Source organism: Kribbella sp. NPDC054772 (assembly GCF_053611945.1).
The window spans coordinates 170,063-192,223 of sequence record NZ_JBSHBJ010000013.1 but is presented as its reverse complement, the minus strand read 5'-3'; the positions used below and the strand labels follow the sequence as shown (position 1 = coordinate 192,223).

Sequence of the window (22,161 nt, the reverse complement as noted above, 5' to 3'; positions counted from 1 at the left end):
TGGCTTCGTGTCGGGGTGGTGTTGTTTTTGGGGGGCGAGGTAGAGGGCGTGCCGTCCGCCCCGCGGGTGTGGCGCCCCGCGCGCGCGCGCGGCCCCCCCCCCCGCCGCCCACCTGACCCGGCTGGGCTTGGCGGCTGAGTTCCCTGTATCGCCGCCGCCCAGCCGTTCCAACCACCTCCTGGCCGACACCTCGGGCCAGGCAGGGCCGAGTGTCCCGGGCGGTGGGACACCGGAGCTTCCCGACACCTCACCGGGAACCTCCCCCTTGAGGTGGCAGGCTCCGAGTGTGACCGTCGCGCCTGGACGGTCACACTCGGAGCCTTCAGACGTTGTGCGCCAGATTCGCGGCCATCCGCCGGAGAACGCCGATCGTCGCCAGGTACTCCTCGTCGGAGATTCCCTCGATCACCTTCCGCCGCTGGGCCCGCACCTTCACGCTCAATCGAGCCAGCGCCCGCAGCGATCGGCTCCTCCCCAGCCGCCGCGTTCAGCGCCTGCCACTGCCGCCGGCTCAACCCGTCCTCGGCGAGCACCTGCTCGATTGACGCCTCGAGCAGTCGGTCGACCTCCTTCAGCCACCACCCGATAGGCTTGTTGTCATCTGACATATACATGTCAATGAGCATATATTTTGGAGCTGGTCATGGACAAGACCGATCCGATCGCCGAAGTCGAGGCAGCAATGGTGACGATCCGCCGGCGCCAGACCCACCGCACCTTCGCCGTCCAGTCCGGCAGCCCGTCACCGCTCCAGGACGTCCTCGACGCGATCGAAGCGTCAGAGCCCGAACCACTCGGGGTCAACGGCGTCGCAACAGCACTCGGCGTCGACCAGCCCCGAGCGAGCAAACTCGTCGCCGCGGCGGTCGAGTCCGGCTTCATCCGCCGAGAAGCAGACCAAACCGACGGCCGCCGTACCCATCTGGTCCTCACCCCCACCGGCCGCGCCCAACTCGACACCGTCCACGCCCACCGCCGCACCCGTTTCGCCGCCGCCATGCACGACTGGACCCCCGACGAACGATCCACCTTCGCCACCCTCCTAACCCGCTTCACCACCACCCTGGACCGCCAAATGTCCGCCCCCGGTCCGCCAACCTGATCCGAACCGGACATGTGACGGATGCTGACGGAGTGTGGTCGTTTGACTCTCCTGCGCAGTACCTTGATGCCTCTGGTCTCGTCCTGGGGGTCTGCGGATGGCACGCGGTGAGCTCAGCGGCCGCCCTGTCGATCGCAACCCGAACCAGCCCGACAGCGGGTACGCCGAACCACCTCCCAGCCCGCCCGTCCCGGAGGCTTCCGAGCCGACCGCGCCCTCTGAGCGCCCCGAGCCGGACTCGCCGGCGGTTCGCCCAGCGCCGAAGCCGCTCGACAACGCTTCGGGGCGAGGTCAGGCGGCCGCAGCGGATCGACGTACCGACGAGCAGGACCTGTTCGCGTCGTACCCACCTGAGATCCGGGACCGCCTCCTCAAGGACGACACCCTGGCCCGCCTCCAGTACAGGGCCAGGCCGAACGACTCCACACCCGTCACCCCCACCGACAAACGCGCCGACCAACCAACAACCGACGCCGAGCCGCCGTCCACCCCCGAGCGCGCCGACCAGCCGACCACCGACGACCCGCAGACCGAGCCTCGCGACGACCAACTCTCACCAAGGCGGCGCGAGAAGATGGCGGCCAACCCGCTCTTCGCCCGCGACGGCTGGGGTCAGAACCTTGACGACGGCGACTCGCCGGAGCCCGAAGAACATCCCCAGCCCGACGCGGATACTGCCGCCGACCGCTCGGTGGATGACGATGACGGCGACTCACAGGCTCAGGTTGAGTCCACGGAAGCCCGAGAGCCTGCTCCGCAAGAGGACGCCGAGGGCAAGGACACGCCTGAGAACGAGTTCGTGGAGACGCCTGACGATCCGCGCGACATGGACACTTACCGACGGATCCGCGAGGCCGACGACGTCGACGCGGTCGCCGAGAACAGCGCCTTCCCACGCGAGGTGGTCGAAGAAGCGAAGGAGCACCTCTTCGTTCGTCAGCACGACGTGGCAGTCGGCCCGGGCGAGGTCAGGCACGGGCACTTCATGCCGCTCTCGGAAGTCGGGGTGTTGTGGGAGCGCGTCGCATCCGGCGCCGAGCTGACCGACCGGCAGCGTGTCGAATTCTGGTCGCTCCTGGCGCACGAGTACGTCGAAGCGAAACTGATGGACGCCGGACTCCCATATCTTTCGGCTGATCCGGCCGCGTGGGACGAGTATGGGCCGAGGGTTACGCGTGAGCATCTGACCGCGCACGCCGCGGCACCGAGGAGTATGCAGTCGACGATGAAGGACCTGCTGGTGCACCGGGACAGCACGCTGGTTGTCCCCCGGGACCAGCTGCGGGTGGCGGAGGATTTGTCGAACCTGGACGAGGTGGTTCGAGTGGCCAAGGAAGGTTTGGGGTTGTGACGGATACGGCGGCGGAGCGGTTGCTGGCGCGCTTGGTGGCGGCGAGGTGGGATGACGACGAGGCCGAGTTGCTGCACGAGACGTCGCGGCGGCAGTTGGCGAGTGAGTTCTTCCGGCGGAAGGCGGTGTGGGCGAACGCGCTGGGAGTGACAGAGCGCTGGCCGTTCGCGGATGTCGCGCTGTTGTTCGACCCGTCTGTGGAGACCGATCCAGTGTGGCTGGAGCGGGTCGAGGTCGCAGCCGGCCACGAGTTGCAGGTGCTGGTTCGCAAGGTGATCACCGACATGTTCCGGTGGGCGTCGTTGGGCGAGCGGCCGAAGGAGCGGTTTCCCGAGTTCGACGATCCGTATGAGCCGATGGTGCAGGTCTTCGAACGCGGTGGTGAGTTCTGGCAAGGGCAGAGTGGCATCGAGTTGCCCATCGCCGGGGTCGTCTACCGCTCACTCGATTTCCGGTTGGCCCAGCCACCGATCCCGATCGACGCCGAGACCCTGGCCGAGCTGGACGAGAAGGACCGTATCCAACTCGAGGAAGCACGAGCCCGGCTGGAGGCCCGACGTACGCAGGACGCTGCCGAGTAGGTGCAGGCAGGCTCAGTTAGGCACAGCAAAGGAATGGTTGGGCTGTGATGGCAGCGGCTGCTTGTGAGCGGTTTTTGGTGCGGTTGGTGGGGGCTGCGTGGGATGACGATGTTGCGGAGTTGCGGCACTTTCGGGCGCGGGGGCGGTTGGCGAGTGAGTTTCTTCGGCGGAAGGCGTTGTGGGCGAATGCGTTGGGGGTGACGGAGCGGTGGGCGTTTGCGGACATTGCGCCGCTGGTCGATCCGGCTGTGGAGGGCGATCCGGTGTGGCTGGAGCGGCTGGAGGCTGAGGTTGGGCATGAGCTGAAGCCGCTGGTGCGCAAGGTGATTGCCGACATGTTCCGGTGGGTTTCACTGGGCGATGCGCCGTACCAGCAGTTCCCCGGGCTGGATGATCCGTACGAGCCGATGGTGCAGGTGTTCGAGCTCGGGGGTGAGTTCTGGCAGGGCCAGGCGAGTATCGAGCTGCCGGTCGGCGGTGTGGCCTATCTCAGCTTGGCGGAGCGGTTGGCGCAGGCCCCGCTGTCGATCGACGCCGCAACGCTGGCCGCGTTGGACGAGGAGGACAGGATCCAGGCTGAGGAGTCTCGGGCGCGGATCGCGGCTCAGCTTGCGAAGAAGAAGGAGTGAGGTCTCAGTCGGCGCGGGCGATGTAGACGGTGAAGGGGGCGTGGGGGTGGATTGCCGTGCCGTCTGCGGACCAACCCTCGGCGTGGAACTGGCCGACGGGGTGCATGCCTAGGCGTTGCATGACGGCTTGGGAGGCGGTGTTGGATTGTTCGGTGAAGGCGACTACTTCGGTGGCGTTGAGGGTGGTGAAGGCGTAGTTGAGGGCGGCGTGGCCTAACTCGGTGGCTAGGCCTCGGCCTCGGGCGGGTTCGGTGAGGGCCCAGCCGAGTTCCAGGCGGTCGGTTGTCCAGGCCGGGCCGGCGAGGGCGGCGATCGTGTTGGTGATGGGTATTTCGGCGGGGAGTCGGGAGAGACCGCCGCGGCCGGCCAGTGCGCCGGTGGTGCGTTCGTAGGCGATCCACTTACTCACCGACTGGCGCTCCCAGGCGGCCTGGTGGTGTGCGGCTTGGGCGTCGGCGTCCTCGGGTGCGAATGAGACGCCGTACCAGTGGGCGACCCACGGGTCCGAGAACAGGCGGAGCAGGTCCGGTGCATGTCCGGGGAGGACACCGTTGGGTCCGGTGATCGGTTCGAGGCGGAGACGGTCGGTGAAGCGGGTCCTGACGGCGTGCGCCACCAGGTCGCGCAGGCGTCGGTCGCCGTCGGTCCGGTTGACCATCAGCAGGTCGAGGTCGTCAGGTCCGGCCCACGCGGACGCGTCGTGCTTGCCGGCTTCGAGTCGCGGTCGGCTCAGGTCGCCGTCGACCGTGATGAGGTAGTCGACCTCACGGCGTACCCGGCCTTCCCACTCCCACTCCCAGTCGGCGACGGGCCAGACGATGTCGCGGACCTTCCAGCCGGTCTCCTCCTCGACCTCGCGGGCCAACGCCTGCTCCGGTGTCTCGCCCGGCTCCAGGTGTCCGCCGACGATGTCCCAGATCCCCGGCAACAACCGTCGATCAGCGGTACGACGCTGCAGGTAGACGCGATGCTGCGAGTCCCGGATCAAGGCGCCGACACAGTCGACCGCGCGCTCGGTCATCGAAGGGGCTGCTCGGTGATGCGGTTCGGCATGAACAGGACGGCCACGACGAGGAGCACTGCGGCCGCGGCGGCGCCGTAGTAGACGTCGTGGATCGCGGGCGCCAGGGTCCCGGCCGGCACCTTCTCAAGGTCGGCGTGGTCGTCGCCGAGGCGGGCTGCGACCACGGCGTTCGCGACGGCACCGAAGACGGCGACGCCGACCGCGCTGCCGACCGAGCGGGAGAACATGTTCGCGCCGGTCACCACGCCGCGGGTCCGCCAGCCCACCGAGGACTGCGCGGCCACGACCGACGGTGACGCGGAGAAGCCGAGGCCGATCCCGATGACGAAGCAGGCGGCGGCCAGGTGCAGGACCGAGCTGCCGGGGCCGACCGTGAGCAGGATCCCGGACCCGAGTACGACGATCAGCGCGCCGAGCAGCATCGTGGACCGGAACCCGACCCGCAGGTAGATGCGCCCGGCGAACGATGCGGCGATCGGCCAGCCGAGCGTCATCGCTGCCAGTGCGAACCCGGCCACGAGTGCCGACGTACCGAGGACGCTCTGGGCGTACAGCGGCACGTACGTCGAGAGGCCGATCATCAGCAACCCGATCAGCAGCGCCGCCGAGTTGGCCGAGTTCAGCACTCGCTGCCCGAGCACCCACAGCGGCAGGACGGGCTCCGCCGCGCGCCGCTCGACGAGCACGAACGAGACCAGCAGTACGACGGACGCGGCCAGGATCACGATGCTCGGTCCCGAACCCCAGTCCCACATCACGCCGCCCTCGAGCAGCCCGAGCAGCAGCAGCGAACCACCGACCGCGAGCAGGATCGCGCCCGCGTAGTCGATCTGGTGGCTGGTCTTCTCCGCGACCTTCTCCTCGAACCGCCGGACCAGCACCCACGCGGCCGCGATCCCGAGCGGGATGTTCACGAAGAAGATCCACCGCCACGAGATGTAGTCCGAGAACACGCCACCGAGCGTGGGTCCGACGAAGGACGAGATCCCCCAGACGCTGGCGACGTACCCCTGCACCTTGGCGCGCTCGGCGACGGTGTAGATGTCGCCGATGATCGTCATCCCGATCGGCTGGATCGCGCCCGCGCCGAGCCCCTGGACGAGGCGGAACGCGATCAGCGCCGGCATGCTCCAGGCGAACCCGCAGAGCACCGACCCGAGGACGAACAGCCCGACGCCGAGCAGCATGATCGGCTTCCGTCCGCGCTGGTCGGCGAGCTTGCCGTAGATCGGCACCGACACCGCCTGCGCCAGCAGGTAGATCGAGAACAGCCAGGGGAACTGGGTGAACCCACCGAGATCGGCGACCACGGACGGTACGGCGGTTGCGAGGATCGTCGCGTCGATCGCGACCAGCCCGACGCTCAGCATCACCGCGAGCAGGATCGGCCCTCGTTCCGACCGAAGTCCCACACTCGCTCGGTCGATCCGCTCAGTAGTCATATTGCTGATCAATGTATGTGATGTGACAACAAATTCCCCACGCGGGGATCGCCTGCTGGACTGCGCACTCCTAGTTGCCGCGTTCGGCGATGCGGTTGGGCATGGAGACCACCGCGGCGATGAGCAGTACCGCGGCGATCGCGGCAACCGAGAAGACCGCGTGAACGGCGCGGCCGAGCACGTCTCCAGGCAGCTTCTCCAGATCCGCGTGTGAGTGGCCGACCACACTGTTGGCTACGCCGCCGAAGACGGCGACGCCGATCGCACTGCCGATCGAGCGGGCGAACATGTTCGCCCCGGTCACCACACCGCGCATGTGCCAGTCCACCGAGCGCTGAGCGGCGACGATCGACGGCGTCGCGCACAGCCCGAGCCCGACTCCCATCACGAAGCAGGCCGCCGTCAGGTGCAGCAGGGAGCCGGCCGTCAGAAGGAGTCCGGCGGCGAGTACGGCGATGATCGCACCGAGCAGCATCGCGGTCCGGAAGCCGAGTACGACGTACATCCGCCCCGCAGCCGATGCAGCGATCGGCCATCCGAGAGTCATCCCCGCCAGGGCGAGCCCGCCGACGAGAGCCGACGTACCCAGCGCACCCTGGGCGAACAGTGGGACGTACGTCGACAGACCGGCCACCAGTGCGCCGATCAGTAGGGCGGCCGCGTTCGCGGAACCCGGTATGCGACGGCCGAACGCCCACAACGGGATGACCGGCTCGTCGGCACGACGCTCGATCAGGACGAACGCGCCGAGCAGGATCGCCGCACCCGTCAGGACCGCGAGTCCCGGTACTGAACCCCAGCCCCAGGACACGCCGCCCTCGAGCAGTCCGAGCAGCAGCAGCGAGCCGCCGACGGCGAGCACGATGGCGCCCGGGTAGTCGGTCCGGTGCCGGAGCCTGTGGCCGACGGACTCCCGGAAGGCGCGGATCAGCACCCATGCGGCCGCGAGTCCGAGCGGGATGTTGACGAAGAAGATCCACCGCCACGACAGGTAGTCGGAGAACAGGCCGCCCAGCACCGGTCCGGCGAACGACGCGACACCGAACGCGCCGGCGACATACCCCTGGACCTTTCCCTGCTCCGCCAAGGTGTAGATGTCGCCGACGATCGTCATCGCCGTCGGCTGCGCGGCGCCCGCGCCGAGCCCCTGGACCAGCCGGAACGCGATCAGTGCCGGCATGCTCCAGGCGAGTCCGCAGAGCACCGAGCCGAGCACGAACAACCCGATGCCGAGCAGCATGACCGGTTTGCGCCCGCGGAGGTCGGCGAGCTTGCCGAAGATCGGCACCGACACCGCCTGGGCCAACAGGTAGACCGAGAACAACCAAGGAAACTGCGTGAACCCGCCGAGGTCGGCGACGACTGACGGTACGGCGGTGGCCAGGATCGTCGAATCGATGGCGACGAGTCCGAGCGTGAGCATCACGGCGAGCAGGACCGGCCCTCGTCCCGATCGGAGTCCCACACTCGTCCGATCGATCCGCTCAGCAGCCATGGCGGTGCTCAATGTAGGTGGCCGGGAGCGATTTCCCTACCGGCTGATCGTCTTCTGGACGCTCAGACCGGCTCACGGATCGCGTACCCGATCAGGCTGCCGCAGAGGGCGAGCGCGATCAGTGTGCTGAGCGCGAGCCGGAGCGAGGTGTGCTCCGCGATCGTGCCGAGCACCGGGGTGGCGACGCCGCCGATGCTGACCGCGAGGCCGAGGGTCATGCCGCCCGCCGTACCGACGCGGCCGGGGAGGAAGTCCTGGCCGAGGGTCACGTGCAGTGAGAACGGGATCGACATCGCGATCGCGGTCAGCGCCAGGAAGCCGAAGAACGCCGGGCCGGGGACGAAGACCAAGCAGGCGATCGCCGGCACCGCGACGGCGTACGACGTGCGCAGGGTGCGGACCCGTCCGTAGCGGGTGGCGAGGCGGCCGCCGAGCAGGGTGCCGAGGGCGCCCGCGGCGAAGAGGACGAACAGCGCGGTGCCGCCGGTCGCGGTCCCGCCGCCGACCCGCTGGCCGGCGTACAGGGCGATGAAGGTGCCGAGGCCGACGAACACGATCGACCGGCAGATCATGATCGCCGACAGCCGCAGGAACGACGGCCAGTCGTCGGTCCCTTCGGCCCGCAGGCGGACGGTCGCGTCCGTGACGCGGGACCGGACCGCCCACGAAGTGATCGCGGCCCCGACGAGCGCCGGTACGACGAGAAGCGGCGTCAGCGCCAGCCCGCCCGCGGCGATGATCGGCGTGACGAGGACGGGCGCCAGCGCGAACCCGACGTTCCCGCCGACCGAGAACCAGCTCATCCCGACGTGACTGCCGCCGCTCACCAGGCGCGCCATCCGCGCGGCCTCCGGGTGGTACGCCGCGACGCCCAGCCCGGACAATGCGGCCGCGAGCCAGCTGAGCAGGTACGTGTCGCCGACGCCGATCAGCGCGATGCCGAGCCCGGCCGTGGTCATCGCGACCGGGATCAGCCAGGTCAGTGGACGGCGGTCGGTCAGTACGCCGAACACCGGCTGGACCACCGATGACAGCAGGGTCGCCGCCAGCGTTATGCCGGACACCGCGACGTACCCGAGGCCGCGATCGGCCATGAGGAACGGGACGAGCGCGGGCACGCAGCCCTGGTAGACGTCCACGCAGGCGTGGCCGGTCGCCATCAGTCCGATCGGTCGAAGTTTGCGCACCGGTCGATCGTCGCGAGCCGACGGCCTGTCCGGCTTCCGATAAAATGCCAAGTGATGCCGGAAACCCGCCAACGTCCCGCGAGCACCGGCCACCGGCCGATCCAGGCAGGCGGTGGCATCGAGGCGCACTGGCACGACCGCCACCAGATCGTGTACGCCGGGCGCGGCGTCCTGTCCGTTACCACGGACGCCGGTAGTTGGGTCGCTCCGGCCACCCGGGCGATCTGGGTCCCCGCCGGGACGGTGCACCAGCACCGCGCGTACGGCGAGACCGCACTCCACACGATTGGTCTCGAGGAGAACCCCCTCGCGCTCGATGCGCCATCCGCGCTCGACGTCAGCCCGCTACTCCGTGAACTCATCCTCAGCTTCACCTCTGATGACGACCAAGAGGCCGCGGAGCAGGAGCGGTTGCGACGCGTGTTGCTCGATCAGTTGCGGCGGTCGGCTCAGCGACCGACCTACCTGCCGACTCCAAACGACCCACGGCTGGTTGCCGTCTGCAACTTCCTGCGGGACGACCCGGCTGACGGCAGGACACTGACGCAATTGGGGCGAGTGGTCGGCGCAAGCGAACGCACGCTGAGCCGCCTGTGCCAGACCGACCTGGGAATAAGCTTCCCGCAATGGCGAACACAGCTCCGGTTGCACCAGGCGCTGATCCTGCTCGCGGATGGGGAGTCAGTGACGCGCGTGGCGCACCGAACCGGATGGGCGTCGACGAGCGCGTTCATCGACACCTTCCGCCGCACCTTCGGTCACACTCCAGGCTCGCGGAGGGTCTGATCGAGGATTTGGCTCCATTGGCGGACGATGCCGCGGCGGCGGGCGCTGTCGTCGGTCAGCAGGTCCGCGAGGCCGAGACCACGCGCCATGTCCAGCACGCCCTGAACGGTCTCGCGTACGCCGGGCGTTCGCTCGCTGACCTCCAGGACCTCCAGCAATGCTCGGTGCGCCTGCCGGCCTACGTGTGCTTCCAGCCGCACGATCTGCTGCCGCAACGCCTCCTCCGTCGAGGCCGCCACCCACAGGTGCAACGCCGCGCGGAACAACGGACCGGTGTACACGTCGGCCAGCATCCCGACGATCGCCTCGGTCCGTCCTGCCCCGCTCGGCAGCCGCGCGGCCTGCGCCCGGATCTCCGCCAGCCGTACTTCGGTCATGTACTCGACCGCCGCCGCGAACAGATCCGCCCGCGTCGGGAAGTGGTGCTGCGCGGCGCCCCGCGAGACCCCGGCCCGGGTCGCCACCACGCTCACCGTCGTCGCGGCGTACCCGACCTCGGCCAGCGATTCGAGCGCCGCTTCGAGCAACCGCTGGCGGGTCGCGCGCGACCTGTCCTGCTGGGGTGTCTTCAGCGCTTCACTCACGGGCCGCCTCGCGAGCCCGCAGCTCCCGCCGCAGGATCTTTCCGGACGCCGCCTTCGGCACCGCGTCGATGAACTCCACCTGCCGGATCTTCTTGTACGGCGCCACGCGCGCGGCGACGTACTCCATCACGTCGGCCTCGGTCAGTTCGGCGCCGGGCATCGGCACCACGAAGGCCTTCGGTACCTCGTTGCCCTCCGCGGTCACCCCGATCACCGCCGCGTCGGCGATCCGGTCGTCGGTGAGCAGCACCGCCTCCAGCTCGGCCGGCGGGACCTGGTACCCGTGGTACTTGATCAGCTCCTTCACCCGGTCGATCACGTACAGGTAGCCGCGGTCGTCCATCCGGCCGATGTCACCGGTGTGCAGCCATCCCTCGCGGTCGATGGTCGCGTCGGTCTCCGCCTGCCGGCCGAGGTACCCCTTCATCACCTGCGGCCCGCGGATCCAGATCTCGCCCTCGTCCGCATCGTTGCCGTCGGCACCGACCAGCCGCATCTCGGTGGACGGGAACAGCTTGCCCACCGCGCCCGGCGGCGGCTCCGGGTCGTCCTGCGGTACGACGTGTGTCCCCGGCGACAGCTCGGTCATCCCGTAGGCCTGCAGGACGGCGTGCAGCCCGAGCCGCTTCGCGCACGCCTCGGCGAGCTCACCGTCCAGCGGCGCGGCAGCCGACGTCACGTACTTCAGGTGCGACAGGTTCACCCCGTCGACCGCCGGGTGCTTGGCGAGCGCCAGGACGACGGGCGGTGCGACGAACGCCCGTGTGATCCGGTACGTGTCCAGCGTCGTGAGGAACTGCTGCAGGTCGAATTTCGGCAGTACGACGACGGTCGCGCCGAGCCGCAGCGGCAGGTTCATCAGCACGGACAGCCCGTAGATGTGGAAGAACGGCAGGATCGCGATGATCCGTTCACCGTCCTCCAGGTCGAACATCGACTCGGCCTGGTGGATGTTTGTCGCGATGTTGCGGTGCGTCAGCATCACGCCCTTCGCCGCACCGGTGGTTCCGCTCGAGTACGGGAGGACGGCGACGTCGTTGACCGGATCGATCGCGACCTCGGGTTCCGGGCCGGTCGACGCGACCAGCTCCAGGACCGAGCGGTACCCCTCGGCCTGGTCGCAGACGAAGATCTCGGTGACGTCCGTACCCTCGATCGCCGCGGTCGCGACCGGCAGGAAGAGCGAAATCGTCACCAGCAACTTCGCCTTCGAGTCGACCAGTTGCTTGTGCAGCTCGTCGGCCGTGTAGAGCGCGTTGACCGTCGTCACGGTGGCACCCGCGCGGGTGGCGCCGTAGAACACGACCGGGTAGAGGATCGTGTTCGGGCTGTAGAGCGCGATCGTGTCGCCGTGCCGGATGCCGAGCTCGGCGAACCCGGCCGCGACCCGGCGGTGCATGTGGTCGAGCTGGGCGTAGCTGATCTCCCGGCCGGTGACGCCGTCGATCATGGCCGGCCGGTCGCCGAACTCCTGGGCCTTGCCGAGGACGGCGTCGTGGATCGGTTCGTCGAGCGCCTCGACCGGCTCGAACTGACTGGTGATGATCATCGGATCCTCCCCTGGTGGCGATGGTGAGACTGTGACGGACCTCAGTACGACTTGGGTAGACCGAGCGAGTGCTGGGCGACGAAGTTCAGGATCATCTCCCGGCTGACCGGCGCGATCCGGGTCGCGCGGGCGGCGGCGACCAGCGAGGCGACTCCGTACTCGACCGTCATGCCGTTGCCGCCGAGGGACTGCACGGCCTGGTCGGTGGCGCGGACGGCGACCTCGCCGGCGGCGTACTTCGCCATGTTCGCGGCCTCACCCGCGGCCAGGTCGTCGCCGGCGTCGTACAGCGCGGCGGCCTTCTGCAGCATCAGCCGGGCGAGTTCGAGCTCGATCTTGATCTGCGCGAGCGGGTGCGCGATGCCCTGGTGCGCGCCGATCGGCGTCTTCCAGACCTGCCGTTCCTTCACGTACGCCGTCGCCTTGTCGAGCGCGTGCCGGGCGATCCCGATCGCGAACGCGGACGCCATGATCCGCTCTGGATTCAGCCCGGCGAAGAGCTGCATCAGCGCCGCGTCCTCGGAACCGACCAGCGCCTCCGGCGGCAGGTGTACGTCGTCCAGGAACAAGGCGTACTGCTTGTCCGGGCTGATCAGGTCCATCTCGATCTGCCGGAACTCCACGCCCGGCGCGTCGACCGGGACGATGAACAGCGCCGGTTTGAGCTTCCCGGTGCGCGCGTCCTCCGTGCGGCCCACGACCAGGATCGCCTTCGCGACGTCGAGGCCGGAGATGTACACCTTGCGCCCGGTCAGCGACCAGCCGTTCTCGGTACGCCGGGCCGTGGTGGTGATCTGGTGGGAGTTCGAGCCGGCGTCCGGTTCGGTGATCGCGAACGCCATGATCGTCGTACCGTCGGCGAGGCCGGGGAGCCAGTGCTGTTTCTGGTCGTCGGTGCCGAAGCGGGAGATCACGGTGCCGCAGATCGACGGGGAGACGACCATCATCAGCAGTGGGCAGCCGGCCGCGCCGAGCTCCTCGAGGACGATCGACAGGTCGGCCATGCCGCCACCTCCGCCGCCGTACTGCTCGGGGAGGTTGACGCCGAGATACCCGAGCTTGCCGGCCTCGAGCCAGAGCTCGGTGGTGTGGCCGCCGCTACGGGCCTGCTGGTTGAACCACGCGTAGCCGTACTTCTTGCCGAGTTCGCCGACGACCTTCCGCAGCTCCCGGCGCTCCTCCGATTCAACGAAGCTCATGCGTCCTCCCCAACCACGGCCAGTACCGCGCCGACCTCGACCTGTTGTCCCGCTGCCACCTTCAACTCACCGACCACTCCGTCGGCCGGGGCGGCGATCGTGTGCTCCATCTTCATCGCCTCCAACCACACCAACGGCTGCCCTTGCGTCACCACGTCACCCACCTGCACGCCAACCCGAGTCACCGTCCCCGGCATTGGCGCAACCAACGACCCCGCGGCGACTTGCTCCGCCGGATCCGTGAACCGCCCGACGGGGACGAGCGCAACACTCCCCAACGCCGAATCCACACAGACCAGTCCGACGGACGACGGCGTCGCGGACGCGCGGCTCGCCGCCGCCGACCCGCCGACCGGGACCCCCTCGCCGTAAGCCTTCACCGCAAACAACCTGCGCACGCCATCAACCTCCAGCACCACCCGGTCGGGTGCGGAGTCCAGGAGCTTGACGTTGCCGTCTGCAACCAACCCGTCGCGGGTTAACCGGTAGGCGACCTCATGCACCGCGTCACCGACTTGGTAGCTCTTGCGTTGGGGCTGCGACGGGAGGTTGCGCCAGCCGCTCGGCACCTGCACGGGCGTACGTCGACCCGCCGCATCCGCCAGCGCCGCGGCCAACGCCGACACTCGCACCACGTCGTCACCGACCGCCTCACCTACCCCGTGCGTGCTGAAGAACGCCGTGTCGGTGTCGCCCGCGAGAAACGCCGGGTGCCGTAGAGTCCACGCCAACAGATCGCGATTCGTCCCCACCCCGTGGATCGTCGCCCGCTCCAACACCCCGGCCAGCCGCCGCGCCACCGCCGTACGGTCGTCCCCGTACGCGATCACCTTCGCCAGCATCGCGTCGTAGTACGGCGAAACCTCGGACCCGTCCTCGACCCCAGAGTCCACGCGCAGCCGGTTGGGAACCTTTTGGTCGTCCAGAGCCCTTTTGTTTCCCAACCGCGGGTCGTCGCCGATCGCGAAGCGGTGGAGGGTGCCGGTCTGGGGTTGCCAGTCGTGGAGCGGATCCTCGGCGTACAGCCGCACCTCGATCGCGTGCCCGCGCGTCGGCGGCGGCTCCTGAGGCAACCGGCCACCCGAAGCAACGGCAAACTGCAGTTCGACCAGGTCGAGGCCGGTCGTCTCCTCCGTGACCGGATGTTCCACCTGGAGCCGGGTGTTCATCTCCAAGAAGTAGAAGTTCCCGGCCCCGTCCGCAAGGAACTCGACCGTCCCCGCGCCGACGTAGTTGATCGCCGCAGCAGCCTTCCGCGCGGCGTCGAACAGAGCCGCCCGCATCGCCGGGAGACGTTCGACGAGGGGCGACGGTGCTTCCTCGACGACCTTCTGGTGGCGGCGCTGGATCGAGCACTCGCGTTCACCGACCGCCCAGATCGTCCCGTGCTGATCGGCCAGGACCTGTACTTCGATGTGCCGACCAGTCGCGAGGTACCGCTCGCAGAACACCGTTCCGTCGCCGAACGCCGACAGCGCCTCCGCCGACGCGGCGTCGATCTCCGCCGCGAGGTCCTCGAGCCGCGACACCACCCGCATACCGCGTCCACCACCGCCGGCCGACGCCTTCACCAGCACCGGCAGATCAGCGGCCGACACCTCGGCCGGCGTGAGCTCGGCGAGCACCGGCACCCCGGCCGCGGCCATCAGCTTCTTCGCCTCGATCTTCGACCCCATCGAGGAGATCGCGTCCACCGGCGGCCCGATCCAGGTCAATCCCGCGTCGATCACCGCCTGCGCGAAGCCGGCGTTCTCCGACAGGAACCCATACCCCGGATGTACGGCGTCCGCGCCCGCGCGCACCGCCGCGTCGACGATGAGATCCGCGCGGAGGTACGTCTCGCCGGGCGCGTTTCCGGGAAGCTCAACAGCAGCGTCGGCCTCGTCCACGAACGGCATCCGCGCGTCGGCCGTCGAGTACACGGCGACTGTGGACAGACCGAGGGAGCGCGCGGTGCGGAAGATCCGCCGGGCGATCTCGCCTCGGTTGGCGACCAGAACAGAGCTGAACATGCGCGTCACATCCTGAAGACGCCGAAGGACGACGTGCCTTCGACCGGGGCCGAGTGGATGGCGGACAGGCAGATGCCGAGAACGGTGCGGGTGTCGCGGGGGTCGATCACGCCGTCGTCGTACAGGCGGCCGGACAGGAACGTCGGGAGCGACTCCGCCTCGATCTGACCTTCGACGTACGCGCGCATCTGCCGGTCGCCGTCCTCGTCGTACGGCATCCCCTTCGCCTCCGCGGCGGCCCGCGCGACGATCGACAGCACCCCGGCCAGCTGCTGCGGTCCCATCACCGCCGATTTCGCCGACGGCCACGCGAACAGGAAGCGCGGATCAAACGCCCGGCCGCACATCCCGTAGTGCCCGGCGCCGTACGACGCGCCCATCAGGATCGAGATGTGGGGCACGCGAGAGTTCGAGACCGCGTTGATCATCTGCGCCCCGTGCTTGATGATCCCGCCCTGCTCGTACTCCTGCCCGACCATGTACCCGGTCGTGTTGTGCAGGAAGATCAGCGGCGTGTTCGCGCGATTCGCGAGCTGGATGAACTGCGCCGCCTTCTGCGACTCCTCGCTGAACAGCACCCCGCGCGCGTTCGCGAGGATCCCCACCGGGTACCCGTGCACCGACGCCCACCCGGTCGCCAGCGAGGACCCGTACAGCGGCTTGAACTCGTCGAACACCGACCCGTCCACCACCCGGGCGATCACGTCCCGCGGATCGAACGGGATCTTCAGGTCTCCGGGGACGATGTCCAGCAGCTCGTCCGCGTCGTGCAACGGCTCCTGGTACGCCGGGCTCGGGGCCGGACCCGCCTTGCGCCAGTTCAGCCTCGACACGATCTGCCGCCCGAGCCGGATCGCGTCCTGTTCGTCGACCGCGAAGTAGTCGGCCAGCCCGGACTTCCGCGCATGCATCGACGCGCCACCGAGCGATTCGTCGTCCGCGTCCTCACCGGTCGCCATCTTCACCAGCGGCGGTCCGGCCAGGAACACCTTCGCGCCGCCGTCGACCATCACCACGTAGTCGCTCATCCCCGGGACGTACGCGCCGCCCGCGGTCGAATTGCCGAACACCAGCGCGATGGTCGGGATCCCCTCGGCCGACAACCGGGTCAGGTTGCGGAACATCGCGCCGCCGGGGATGAAGATCTCCTTCTGCGTCGGCAGGTCCGCGCCGCCGGACTCGACCAGGCTGATCACCGGCAGCCGGTTCGCCCGCGCGATCTCGTCGGATCGCAAAGCCTTGCGCAGCGTCCACGGGTTGCTGGAACCGCCCTTGACCGTCGGATCGTTGGCGGTGATCAGGCACTCGACGCCTTCGACCACACCGATCCCGGTCACCAGGCTGGCGCCGACGGTGAAGTCCGAGCCCCAGCCGGCCAGCGGTGACAGCTCGAGGAAGTACGAGTCGGGGTCGAGCAACAGCTCGATGCGTTCCCGAGCCAATAGCTTGCCGCGTTTGTGGTGGCGGTCGACGTACTTCTCCCCGCCGCCGGCCAACGCCTTGGCCTGTTCGACGTCGAGCGCGGCGAGCTTCTCCAGCATCGCCTCCCGATTGCTCATGCGGTGTACCCCAGTATCTTGGAGGCCAGGCCGGTCAGGATCTCCGTCGTCCCACCGCCGATGGCGAGGATCTTCTGGTCGCGGTACTGGCGTTCCACCTCGGCCTCCCGCATGTAGCCGAGGCCGCCGTGCAACTGCAGCGCCTGGTCGCAGACCCACTGCCCGGTCTCGACCGCGGTGTTCTTCGCGAAGCAGGTCTCCGCGATCACGTCCTCGCCGGCGTCCGCCCGTCGCGCCACCTCGTGCACATAGACGCGCGCGACGTCGATGCGCCGGGCCATCTCGGTCAGCGTGTGCTGCACGGTCTGCCGCGAGATCAACGGCCGCCCGAACGTCTCCCGGTTCCGGCACCACTCGACCGTGAGATCGAGCGCCCGCTGAGCACCCGCATACGCCTGCACGGCCAGCGTCAGCCGTTCGGCCACGAAGTTCACCGCCAGCTGCACGAACCCGGATCCCTGGGCGCCCACCAGGTTCTCGACCGGAACCCGGACGTCGGTGAACGACAGCTCGGCCGTGTCCGAGCACAGCCAGCCCATCTTCTCCAGCTTCCGCGACACCTCGAAGCCCTGCTCGATCACCAGCAGGCTGATCCCATGCGCGCCAGGACCGTCGGTGCGGACCGCCGTCGTCACGAAGTCCGCGCGACAACCCGACGTGATGAAGGTCTTCGCGCCGTTCACGACGAACACATCGCCCTCGCGCCGCGCCGTCGTACGGATCGACGCGACATCGGACCCGCCACCCGGTTCGGTGATCGCCAGCGCGCCGATCAGCTCACCGTCGAGCGTCGGTCGCACCCACCGATCGATCTGCGCCTGGTTGCCCGCAGCAACGATGTGCGGCAACGCGATCCCGCAGGTCAGCAGCGACGCGACCAGACCGCCCGAGCCACCGGCGTAGTGCATCTCCTCGACGACCGCGATCGCGTCCGACAACGAACCGCCGCCACCACCGACCGCCTCGGGGAACCCCACGCCGAGCAGCCCGATCGCGCCGGCCTTCTTGTGCAGCTCCCGCGGCAGCTCGCCGTCCCGCTCCCACTGATCCAGGTGCGGCAGCACCTCGGCCGCCATGAACCGCCGCACCGACTCCCGCAGTGCCGTTTCTTCGGCGCTCACAACAGCACCTCCGGTACGTCGACGTACCGCGACCGCAGCCACTCGCCGACCGCCTTCGCCTGTGGATCGAACCGGGCCTGCGCCGCGACCCCCTCGCCGAGCAGGCCCTCGACGACGAAGTTCACCGCCCACAGGTTCGGCAGCAGGTAGCGGGTCACGGTCAGCGGTTGTGTCTCCGGAAGAAGCGTCTTGAACAGGTCGACCGTGAGGGTGTGCGCGAGCCAGCGGTACGCCTTCTCGTCGCGCACCCACACGCCGACGTTCGCGTCACCGCCCTTGTCACCCGAACGTGCACCCGCGATCCGGCCCAGCGGGACCTCGCGGGTCCGTGGCGGTCCGCTCGACAGTTGCAGCAACGGCATCGGTTCCTCGATGTCGTCGACAGGCTCGAGCAGTTGCGTCTCGGCCGCCGGCTCGACCACCGTCCGTGATCCGTCCGGCAGTACGACGACGTGCTCCACCTCCCGAGCGTCGACGTACCCGGCCCGGAAGACGCCGTACGGCGATCCGTCGCCAGGCGGCGCGGTGACGTGGAAGCCGGGGTAGCTCGCGAGCGCCAGCTCGACCGCGGCGCTGCTGAACGCGCGACCGACGACCTTCGGGTCCGGGTCCTTCACCGCGCAGCGGAGGAAGACGCTCGCCTCTTCTTCCGACTCGGCGTTGGGCTTCTCGGTCCAGGCCAGCGACCACTTCAGCTCGGCGGGCCGTTTGGGCAGCGCCTGCTCGAGCTGGCGCTGCACCAGCTCCGCCTTCTGCTCCAGCTGCAGCCCGGTGAGTACGAAGTCGACCTCGTTCCGGAACCCACCGACGCTGTTCAGCGAGACCTTGTACGTCGGTGGCGGCGGCTCACCGCGGACGCCCGAGATCCGCACCCGGTCGGGACCGTCGTCGGCGAGCTCGATGCTGTCCAGGCGCGTGGTGACGTCGGGACCGGCGTACCGGGCACCGGTGATCTCGTACAGCAGCTGTGCCTTGACCGTGTCGACGGTGACCGCCCCGCCGGTGTTGTCGTGTTTGGTGATCACGCTGCTGCCGTCCGCGTGGATCTCCGCGATCGGGAACCCGGGCCGGCCGAAGTCGCGGATCTCGGTGAAGAACGCGTAGTTCCCGCCGGTCGCCTGGCAGCCGCACTCGATCACGTGACCGGCCGCGACGGCGCCCGCGAGTTCGTCGTACTGCGTGCGCTTCCAACCGTGGTGGGCAGCGGCCGGTCCGACGATCACCGACGCGTCGGTCACCCGGCCGGTCACGACGACGTCGGCTCCCGCCTGCAGCGCCTCCGCGATGCCCCAGGCGCCGAGGTAGGCGTTGGCGGTCAGGGGTTGTCCGAGCTTCAGTTGCTCGGCCCGGGGCAGAAGATCGTCGCCCTCGACGTAGGCAATGGCAGGGTGCAGCCCGAGCCGCTCGGCCAGCGCAGTGATGGCCTCCGCCAGACCCGAGGGATTGAGCCCGCCGGCGTTGCTGACGATCTTCACGCCGCGATCGAGCGCTTCACCGAGACCGGTCTCGAGCTGCTTGAGGAACGTGCGGGCGTACCCGAGCGACGGATCCTTCAGACGATCGCGGCCGAGGATGAGCATCGTGAGCTCGGCCAGGTAGTCACCGGTGAGGACGTCGAGCGGTCCGCCGGTCAGCATCTCCTGCACCGCACTGAACCGGTCGCCGTAGAACCCGGACGCGTTCCCGATGCGAAGTGGCTCAGTCATGCGAACTGTCCTGCCTGACGACCCTTCCCCGGCAGCCCGGCGAAGGCCTGGATGATTCCCAACCACTCCTCGGCGTCCGCTCCCTCAGCCCGAACGGCCAGGTCGTCGCGATGCCGTCGCTGGGTGGCGAGCAGACAGAAGTCGACGGCCGGGGCCGTCACGCGCTGGGCGGCGTCCTCGGGGCCCCAGCTCCACGCGTCGCCGTCAGGTCCGGTCAGCGCGACGCGGAACTGGTCGGCGGGTGGCGTCCGGTTGTTGAGGAGGTACGCGAAGTCCCGGGTCCGGACCGCGAGGTGGGCGACGTGCCGCAGGCGGTTGCTCGGTTGCCGTCGTACGTCGAGCGCGTCGAAGACGTCCTGTCCGTGCGCCCAGGTCTCCATCAGCCGCGCGGTCGCCATCGACGTCGGACTCATCGGCGGTCCGTACCAAGGCACCTTCTCGCCGGCCGGAACGTTCTTCAGCGCCTCGGCGACCTCGGCCCGGGCCTCTCGCCAATAGGTCAGCAGCTGGTCCGGCGGCAGCGCGGCGGTCTCCGCGGCGCCGTCGTCGACGTACGTCGTCGGGCTCGCGGCGGCCTTCTGCAACGACGCCTGGAACCCGTCCGGATCGGTCGCGGCCAGCTGGGTCGCCTCGTCCGTCCAGGCCAGGTGCGAGATCTGGTGCGCGATCGTCCAGCCCTCGGCCGGCGTCGGTGTCGCCCACTCGTCCGCGGCCAGACCGCCGACCAGCCGATCCAGCTCGGCACTCTCGGCCCACAGATCGGCCAGTACTTCGTCCAGTTGCACGCTGCACTCCCTCACCAGGGGATCGTGCAGCCGAGCGTCCCACGCCCCGGAAAAAGAATCAACCGTGCTTGTTTTTCCTCACGGCAGCTTCGGAGGGGTCCAGTCGGCCCACTGCGCGGTCGCCTTGCGCCAGGTCGCCGGTGGGACCAGGCGGGCAGCGGCGAGGAGGGCGAAGTGGCGGAGCGCGTTCGTGTCGGAGTTGCGGGCGACACTGGCACGGGCGGCGGCCGTCATCGGGTGCACGCGGGCGCGCCGTTCCTCGTCGTAGCGCTCCAGGTTGTCAGCGTTCGCGGCCAGTACGACGGCATCCTCGAGGGCCTGGCAGGCGCCTTGCCCGAGGTCCGGCGTCATCGCGTGCGCCGCGTCGCCGAGCAGTACGACGTGATCCTTCACGAACGTCGGCACCGGGTCGATGTCCACCATGTCGTTGTGCAGGACCTGGTCCTCGGGTGTCGCGGTCACTAGCTCCGGGATCGGGTGGTGCCAGTGCCCGAGCTGACGCAGTACCTCGGCGCGATTGTCGGCGTACAGCGTGTTGGGCTGTGGCTCGTTCGCGGTGAGGAACCAGTAGACGCGCTCCTCCGGCAACGGGAGTACGCCGAACTGCAGGCCGCGCCCCATCGTCAGCGACTCCTGGACCGGCCACACCGCGCCGGACGGCGTCACGCCGCGAAAGACGGTCCGGTGCTGGAAGACCGCTTCACCCGACCAGAGCGTCCGGCGGGTCACGCTGTTCACGCCGTCCGCGGCGACCACCAGATCGGCGTGCAGTTCCTCACCCGAGCACTTCACGGTCCCGTCCGTCGATACCGCGGTGACCTCGGCGTCGGTGTGCAACGCCGACTCGGGCAGAGCTTTCCGCAGTACGTCGTGCAGGTCCGCGCGGTGGATCGCGAGTACGCCGACGTCCTCGGGATGGTTCCGCCGCACCCAGCGGCCGCGTGGTGTGCGGATGTTGCCGCGGGAGATCGTCGGCACGCTGCGATCGGTGACATCCAGGCCGAGCGCGGCGAGGGCCTTGACCGCGTTCGGCCAGAGTGTGAGGCCGGCGCCGACCTCGGCGATCACCGGCGCGCGCTCCAGGACGCTGACCGACCAGCCGACCTTGCGCAGCCCGACCGCCGCGGCCAGCCCACCGATGCCGGCCCCGATCACCAACGCACTCCGTTGACCACTAGCCATGCGGCGGAGGGTACTTCTTGCCGGACCGCCGAATGATCCGGGGTGCGAATGGTCTAGCCCTCTTCGCTTCCACCGTGCTGGAAAGGCTTCCGAAGTGGTCCAGTCTGGTGCTACCCAGGACGAATGCATGGTTCGCTGCCGGGGAAGGCCGCCGAGATCCGGGCGCGGTTGCTGAGTCTGATCGACACGTTGCCGGAAGGTGCCGCGCTGCCACCGGAGCGCGAGCTGGCGGCGCGCTGGAACGTCGCGCGGATGACGCTGCGGCGGGCCGTCGACGAGTTGGTGATCGAGGAGTTGCTGGTCCGCCGGCACGGCAGCGGCACGTACACGACCCGGCCGAAGGTGGCGCGCTGGCTCGGGATGATCGGGTTCTCCGAGGACATCCGGCGGCGCGGGATGCGGCCGGGCAGCACGATGCTGGAATTCCGCCACCAGAAAGCCGAGCGGGCCGCGGCGCGCCGGCTGCGGATCCCGGTCGGTGACCCGATCATCGCGTTCACCCGGCTGCGGCTGGCCGACGACCACCCGATGCTGGTCGAGCGCACCACGCTGCCGGCGTCGTACGTCCCCGGCCTGCAGGCGGAGGACCTGAATGGCTCGCTCTACGATCTGCTGACCAGCCGCTACGGCATCGACGTCGTCAGCGGTACGTCGCGACTCGAACCGGTCATGCCCGACGCGAAGACCGCGGGCTGGCTCGACATTCCGGTCACGCAGCCGTGTCTCGCGTTGCACGGCATCAGCTTCGACAGCCGCGATCGCGTCTTCGAGTACACGTCAGCTGTCTACCGCGGCGACCGCTACGCCTTCACGACCGAGCTCCGCACCACCACCCCGAGCGCCCGCGCGAACGCCAAGGGCCTGTAG

At 69.1% G+C, this 22,161-nt stretch carries 19 protein-coding genes; 6 read left to right on the top strand and 13 right to left on the bottom strand.

The genetic code is table 11. The annotated features are described in order from the left end of the window. Positions 1 to 643: 643 nt before the first annotated feature. From ACWGID_RS21950 to ACWGID_RS21935, 4 genes are all read left to right on the top strand, one after another. On the top strand, positions 644 to 1,102 hold the full coding sequence (locus tag ACWGID_RS21950; protein WP_452199248.1) for a MarR family winged helix-turn-helix transcriptional regulator: 459 nt from the start codon (positions 644 to 646) through the stop codon (positions 1,100 to 1,102). A gap of 97 nt (positions 1,103 to 1,199) precedes the next feature. Further along, positions 1,200 to 2,453, top strand: a complete 1,254-nt coding sequence (locus ACWGID_RS21945; protein WP_452199247.1) for a hypothetical protein — start codon at positions 1,200 to 1,202, stop codon at positions 2,451 to 2,453. Then, positions 2,450 to 3,034, top strand: a complete 585-nt coding sequence (locus ACWGID_RS21940) for a hypothetical protein (protein ID WP_452199245.1) — start codon at positions 2,450 to 2,452, stop codon at positions 3,032 to 3,034. Before ACWGID_RS21945 ends, ACWGID_RS21940 begins: the two co-directional genes overlap by 4 nt. Positions 3,035 to 3,081: 47 nt before the next feature. Further along, positions 3,082 to 3,663, top strand: a complete 582-nt coding sequence (locus ACWGID_RS21935) for a hypothetical protein (protein ID WP_452199243.1) — start codon at positions 3,082 to 3,084, stop codon at positions 3,661 to 3,663. Between the two features lie 4 nt (positions 3,664 to 3,667). Here ACWGID_RS21935 and ACWGID_RS21930 read toward each other — a convergent pair whose 3' ends face one another. From ACWGID_RS21930 to ACWGID_RS21915, 4 genes are all read right to left on the bottom strand, one after another. Further along, the gene (locus ACWGID_RS21930; RefSeq protein WP_452199242.1) at positions 3,668 to 4,684 is read right to left on the bottom strand and encodes a GNAT family N-acetyltransferase; all 1,017 of its coding nucleotides are present in this window, start codon (positions 4,682 to 4,684) and stop codon (positions 3,668 to 3,670) included. Continuing rightward, positions 4,681 to 6,129 (bottom strand): MDR family MFS transporter, encoded by a 1,449-nt coding sequence (locus ACWGID_RS21925; protein ID WP_452199240.1) that lies wholly within the window; start codon positions 6,127 to 6,129, stop codon positions 4,681 to 4,683. Before ACWGID_RS21925 ends, ACWGID_RS21930 begins: the two co-directional genes overlap by 4 nt. A 70-nt stretch (positions 6,130 to 6,199) precedes the next feature. Further along, a complete protein-coding gene (locus ACWGID_RS21920) occupies positions 6,200 to 7,624 on the bottom strand; it encodes an MDR family MFS transporter (RefSeq protein ID WP_452199238.1) in 1,425 nt (474 codons plus the stop codon). 62 nt (positions 7,625 to 7,686) lie between these two features. Continuing rightward, positions 7,687 to 8,811: an MFS transporter gene (locus ACWGID_RS21915; RefSeq protein WP_452199236.1), complete on the bottom strand. Its 1,125-nt coding sequence runs from the start codon at positions 8,809 to 8,811 to the stop codon at positions 7,687 to 7,689. A 54-nt stretch (positions 8,812 to 8,865) separates the two neighbouring features. Here ACWGID_RS21915 and ACWGID_RS21910 point away from each other — a divergent pair, with 54 nt between their 5' ends. Then, positions 8,866 to 9,597 (top strand): AraC family transcriptional regulator, encoded by a 732-nt coding sequence (locus tag ACWGID_RS21910; RefSeq protein WP_452199235.1) that lies wholly within the window; start codon positions 8,866 to 8,868, stop codon positions 9,595 to 9,597. On the opposite strand, the gene ACWGID_RS21905 is transcribed toward ACWGID_RS21910, so the two are convergent. The 9 genes from ACWGID_RS21905 to ACWGID_RS21865 all read right to left on the bottom strand — a co-directional run bounded on the left by ACWGID_RS21905 (position 9,570) and on the right by ACWGID_RS21865 (position 21,294). Continuing rightward, positions 9,570 to 10,181: a TetR/AcrR family transcriptional regulator gene (locus tag ACWGID_RS21905; protein ID WP_452199233.1), complete on the bottom strand. Its 612-nt coding sequence runs from the start codon at positions 10,179 to 10,181 to the stop codon at positions 9,570 to 9,572. The two genes, ACWGID_RS21910 and ACWGID_RS21905, sit on opposite strands and share 28 nt — an antisense overlap. Continuing rightward, entirely contained in the window at positions 10,174 to 11,730 is a 1,557-nt protein-coding gene (locus ACWGID_RS21900; protein WP_452199232.1) for an AMP-binding protein, read from the bottom strand. Before ACWGID_RS21900 ends, ACWGID_RS21905 begins: the two co-directional genes overlap by 8 nt. 41 nt (positions 11,731 to 11,771) lie before the next feature. Next, the gene (locus tag ACWGID_RS21895; RefSeq protein ID WP_452199230.1) at positions 11,772 to 12,929 is read right to left on the bottom strand and encodes an acyl-CoA dehydrogenase family protein; all 1,158 of its coding nucleotides are present in this window, start codon (positions 12,927 to 12,929) and stop codon (positions 11,772 to 11,774) included. After that, positions 12,926 to 14,941: an ATP-binding protein gene (locus ACWGID_RS21890; RefSeq protein ID WP_452199228.1), complete on the bottom strand. Its 2,016-nt coding sequence runs from the start codon at positions 14,939 to 14,941 to the stop codon at positions 12,926 to 12,928. Before ACWGID_RS21890 ends, ACWGID_RS21895 begins: the two co-directional genes overlap by 4 nt. Positions 14,942 to 14,946: 5 nt before the next feature. After that, positions 14,947 to 16,500 carry an acyl-CoA carboxylase subunit beta gene (locus ACWGID_RS21885; protein ID WP_452199226.1) on the bottom strand — a complete coding sequence of 518 codons (1,554 nt, stop codon included), beginning with the start codon at positions 16,498 to 16,500 and terminating at the stop codon, positions 14,947 to 14,949. Further along, complete coding sequence (locus ACWGID_RS21880) at positions 16,497 to 17,621, bottom strand: acyl-CoA dehydrogenase family protein (RefSeq protein WP_452199224.1); 1,125 nt, start codon at positions 17,619 to 17,621, stop codon at positions 16,497 to 16,499. Before ACWGID_RS21880 ends, ACWGID_RS21885 begins: the two co-directional genes overlap by 4 nt. After that, positions 17,618 to 19,327, bottom strand: a complete 1,710-nt coding sequence (locus ACWGID_RS21875; protein ID WP_452199222.1) for an acyclic terpene utilization AtuA family protein — start codon at positions 19,325 to 19,327, stop codon at positions 17,618 to 17,620. Before ACWGID_RS21875 ends, ACWGID_RS21880 begins: the two co-directional genes overlap by 4 nt. Continuing rightward, positions 19,324 to 20,112 carry a TIGR03084 family metal-binding protein gene (locus ACWGID_RS21870; protein ID WP_452199220.1) on the bottom strand — a complete coding sequence of 263 codons (789 nt, stop codon included), beginning with the start codon at positions 20,110 to 20,112 and terminating at the stop codon, positions 19,324 to 19,326. Before ACWGID_RS21870 ends, ACWGID_RS21875 begins: the two co-directional genes overlap by 4 nt. A gap of 78 nt (positions 20,113 to 20,190) precedes the next feature. Continuing rightward, positions 20,191 to 21,294 carry an FAD-dependent monooxygenase gene (locus ACWGID_RS21865; protein ID WP_452199218.1) on the bottom strand — a complete coding sequence of 368 codons (1,104 nt, stop codon included), beginning with the start codon at positions 21,292 to 21,294 and terminating at the stop codon, positions 20,191 to 20,193. 123 nt (positions 21,295 to 21,417) lie between these two features. Between ACWGID_RS21865 and ACWGID_RS21860 the strand changes: the two genes are divergently transcribed. Then, positions 21,418 to 22,161 (top strand): GntR family transcriptional regulator, encoded by a 744-nt coding sequence (locus ACWGID_RS21860; protein WP_452199216.1) that lies wholly within the window; start codon positions 21,418 to 21,420, stop codon positions 22,159 to 22,161.

Excerpts from the sequence above, each read along its gene's own strand:
- ACWGID_RS21930 (WP_452199242.1), bottom strand. The coding sequence starts at position 4,684 with ATGACCGAGCGCGCGGTCGACTGTGTCGGCGCCTTGATCCGGGACTCG.
- ACWGID_RS21900 (WP_452199232.1), bottom strand. The coding sequence starts at position 11,730 with ATGATCATCACCAGTCAGTTCGAGCCGGTCGAGGCGCTCGACGAACCG.
- ACWGID_RS21945 (WP_452199247.1), top strand. The coding sequence starts at position 1,200 with ATGGCACGCGGTGAGCTCAGCGGCCGCCCTGTCGATCGCAACCCGAAC.
- ACWGID_RS21910 (WP_452199235.1), top strand. The coding sequence starts at position 8,866 with ATGCCGGAAACCCGCCAACGTCCCGCGAGCACCGGCCACCGGCCGATC.
- ACWGID_RS21860 (WP_452199216.1), top strand. The coding sequence starts at position 21,418 with ATGCATGGTTCGCTGCCGGGGAAGGCCGCCGAGATCCGGGCGCGGTTG.
- ACWGID_RS21885 (WP_452199226.1), bottom strand. The coding sequence starts at position 16,500 with ATGAGCAATCGGGAGGCGATGCTGGAGAAGCTCGCCGCGCTCGACGTC.
- ACWGID_RS21890 (WP_452199228.1), bottom strand. The coding sequence starts at position 14,941 with ATGTTCAGCTCTGTTCTGGTCGCCAACCGAGGCGAGATCGCCCGGCGG.
- ACWGID_RS21950 (WP_452199248.1), top strand. The coding sequence starts at position 644 with ATGGACAAGACCGATCCGATCGCCGAAGTCGAGGCAGCAATGGTGACG.
- ACWGID_RS21925 (WP_452199240.1), bottom strand. The coding sequence starts at position 6,129 with ATGACTACTGAGCGGATCGACCGAGCGAGTGTGGGACTTCGGTCGGAA.
- ACWGID_RS21895 (WP_452199230.1), bottom strand. The coding sequence starts at position 12,929 with ATGAGCTTCGTTGAATCGGAGGAGCGCCGGGAGCTGCGGAAGGTCGTC.
- ACWGID_RS21865 (WP_452199218.1), bottom strand. The coding sequence starts at position 21,294 with ATGGCTAGTGGTCAACGGAGTGCGTTGGTGATCGGGGCCGGCATCGGT.
- ACWGID_RS21920 (WP_452199238.1), bottom strand. The coding sequence starts at position 7,624 with ATGGCTGCTGAGCGGATCGATCGGACGAGTGTGGGACTCCGATCGGGA.
- ACWGID_RS21875 (WP_452199222.1), bottom strand. The coding sequence starts at position 19,327 with ATGACTGAGCCACTTCGCATCGGGAACGCGTCCGGGTTCTACGGCGAC.
- ACWGID_RS21935 (WP_452199243.1), top strand. The coding sequence starts at position 3,082 with ATGGCAGCGGCTGCTTGTGAGCGGTTTTTGGTGCGGTTGGTGGGGGCT.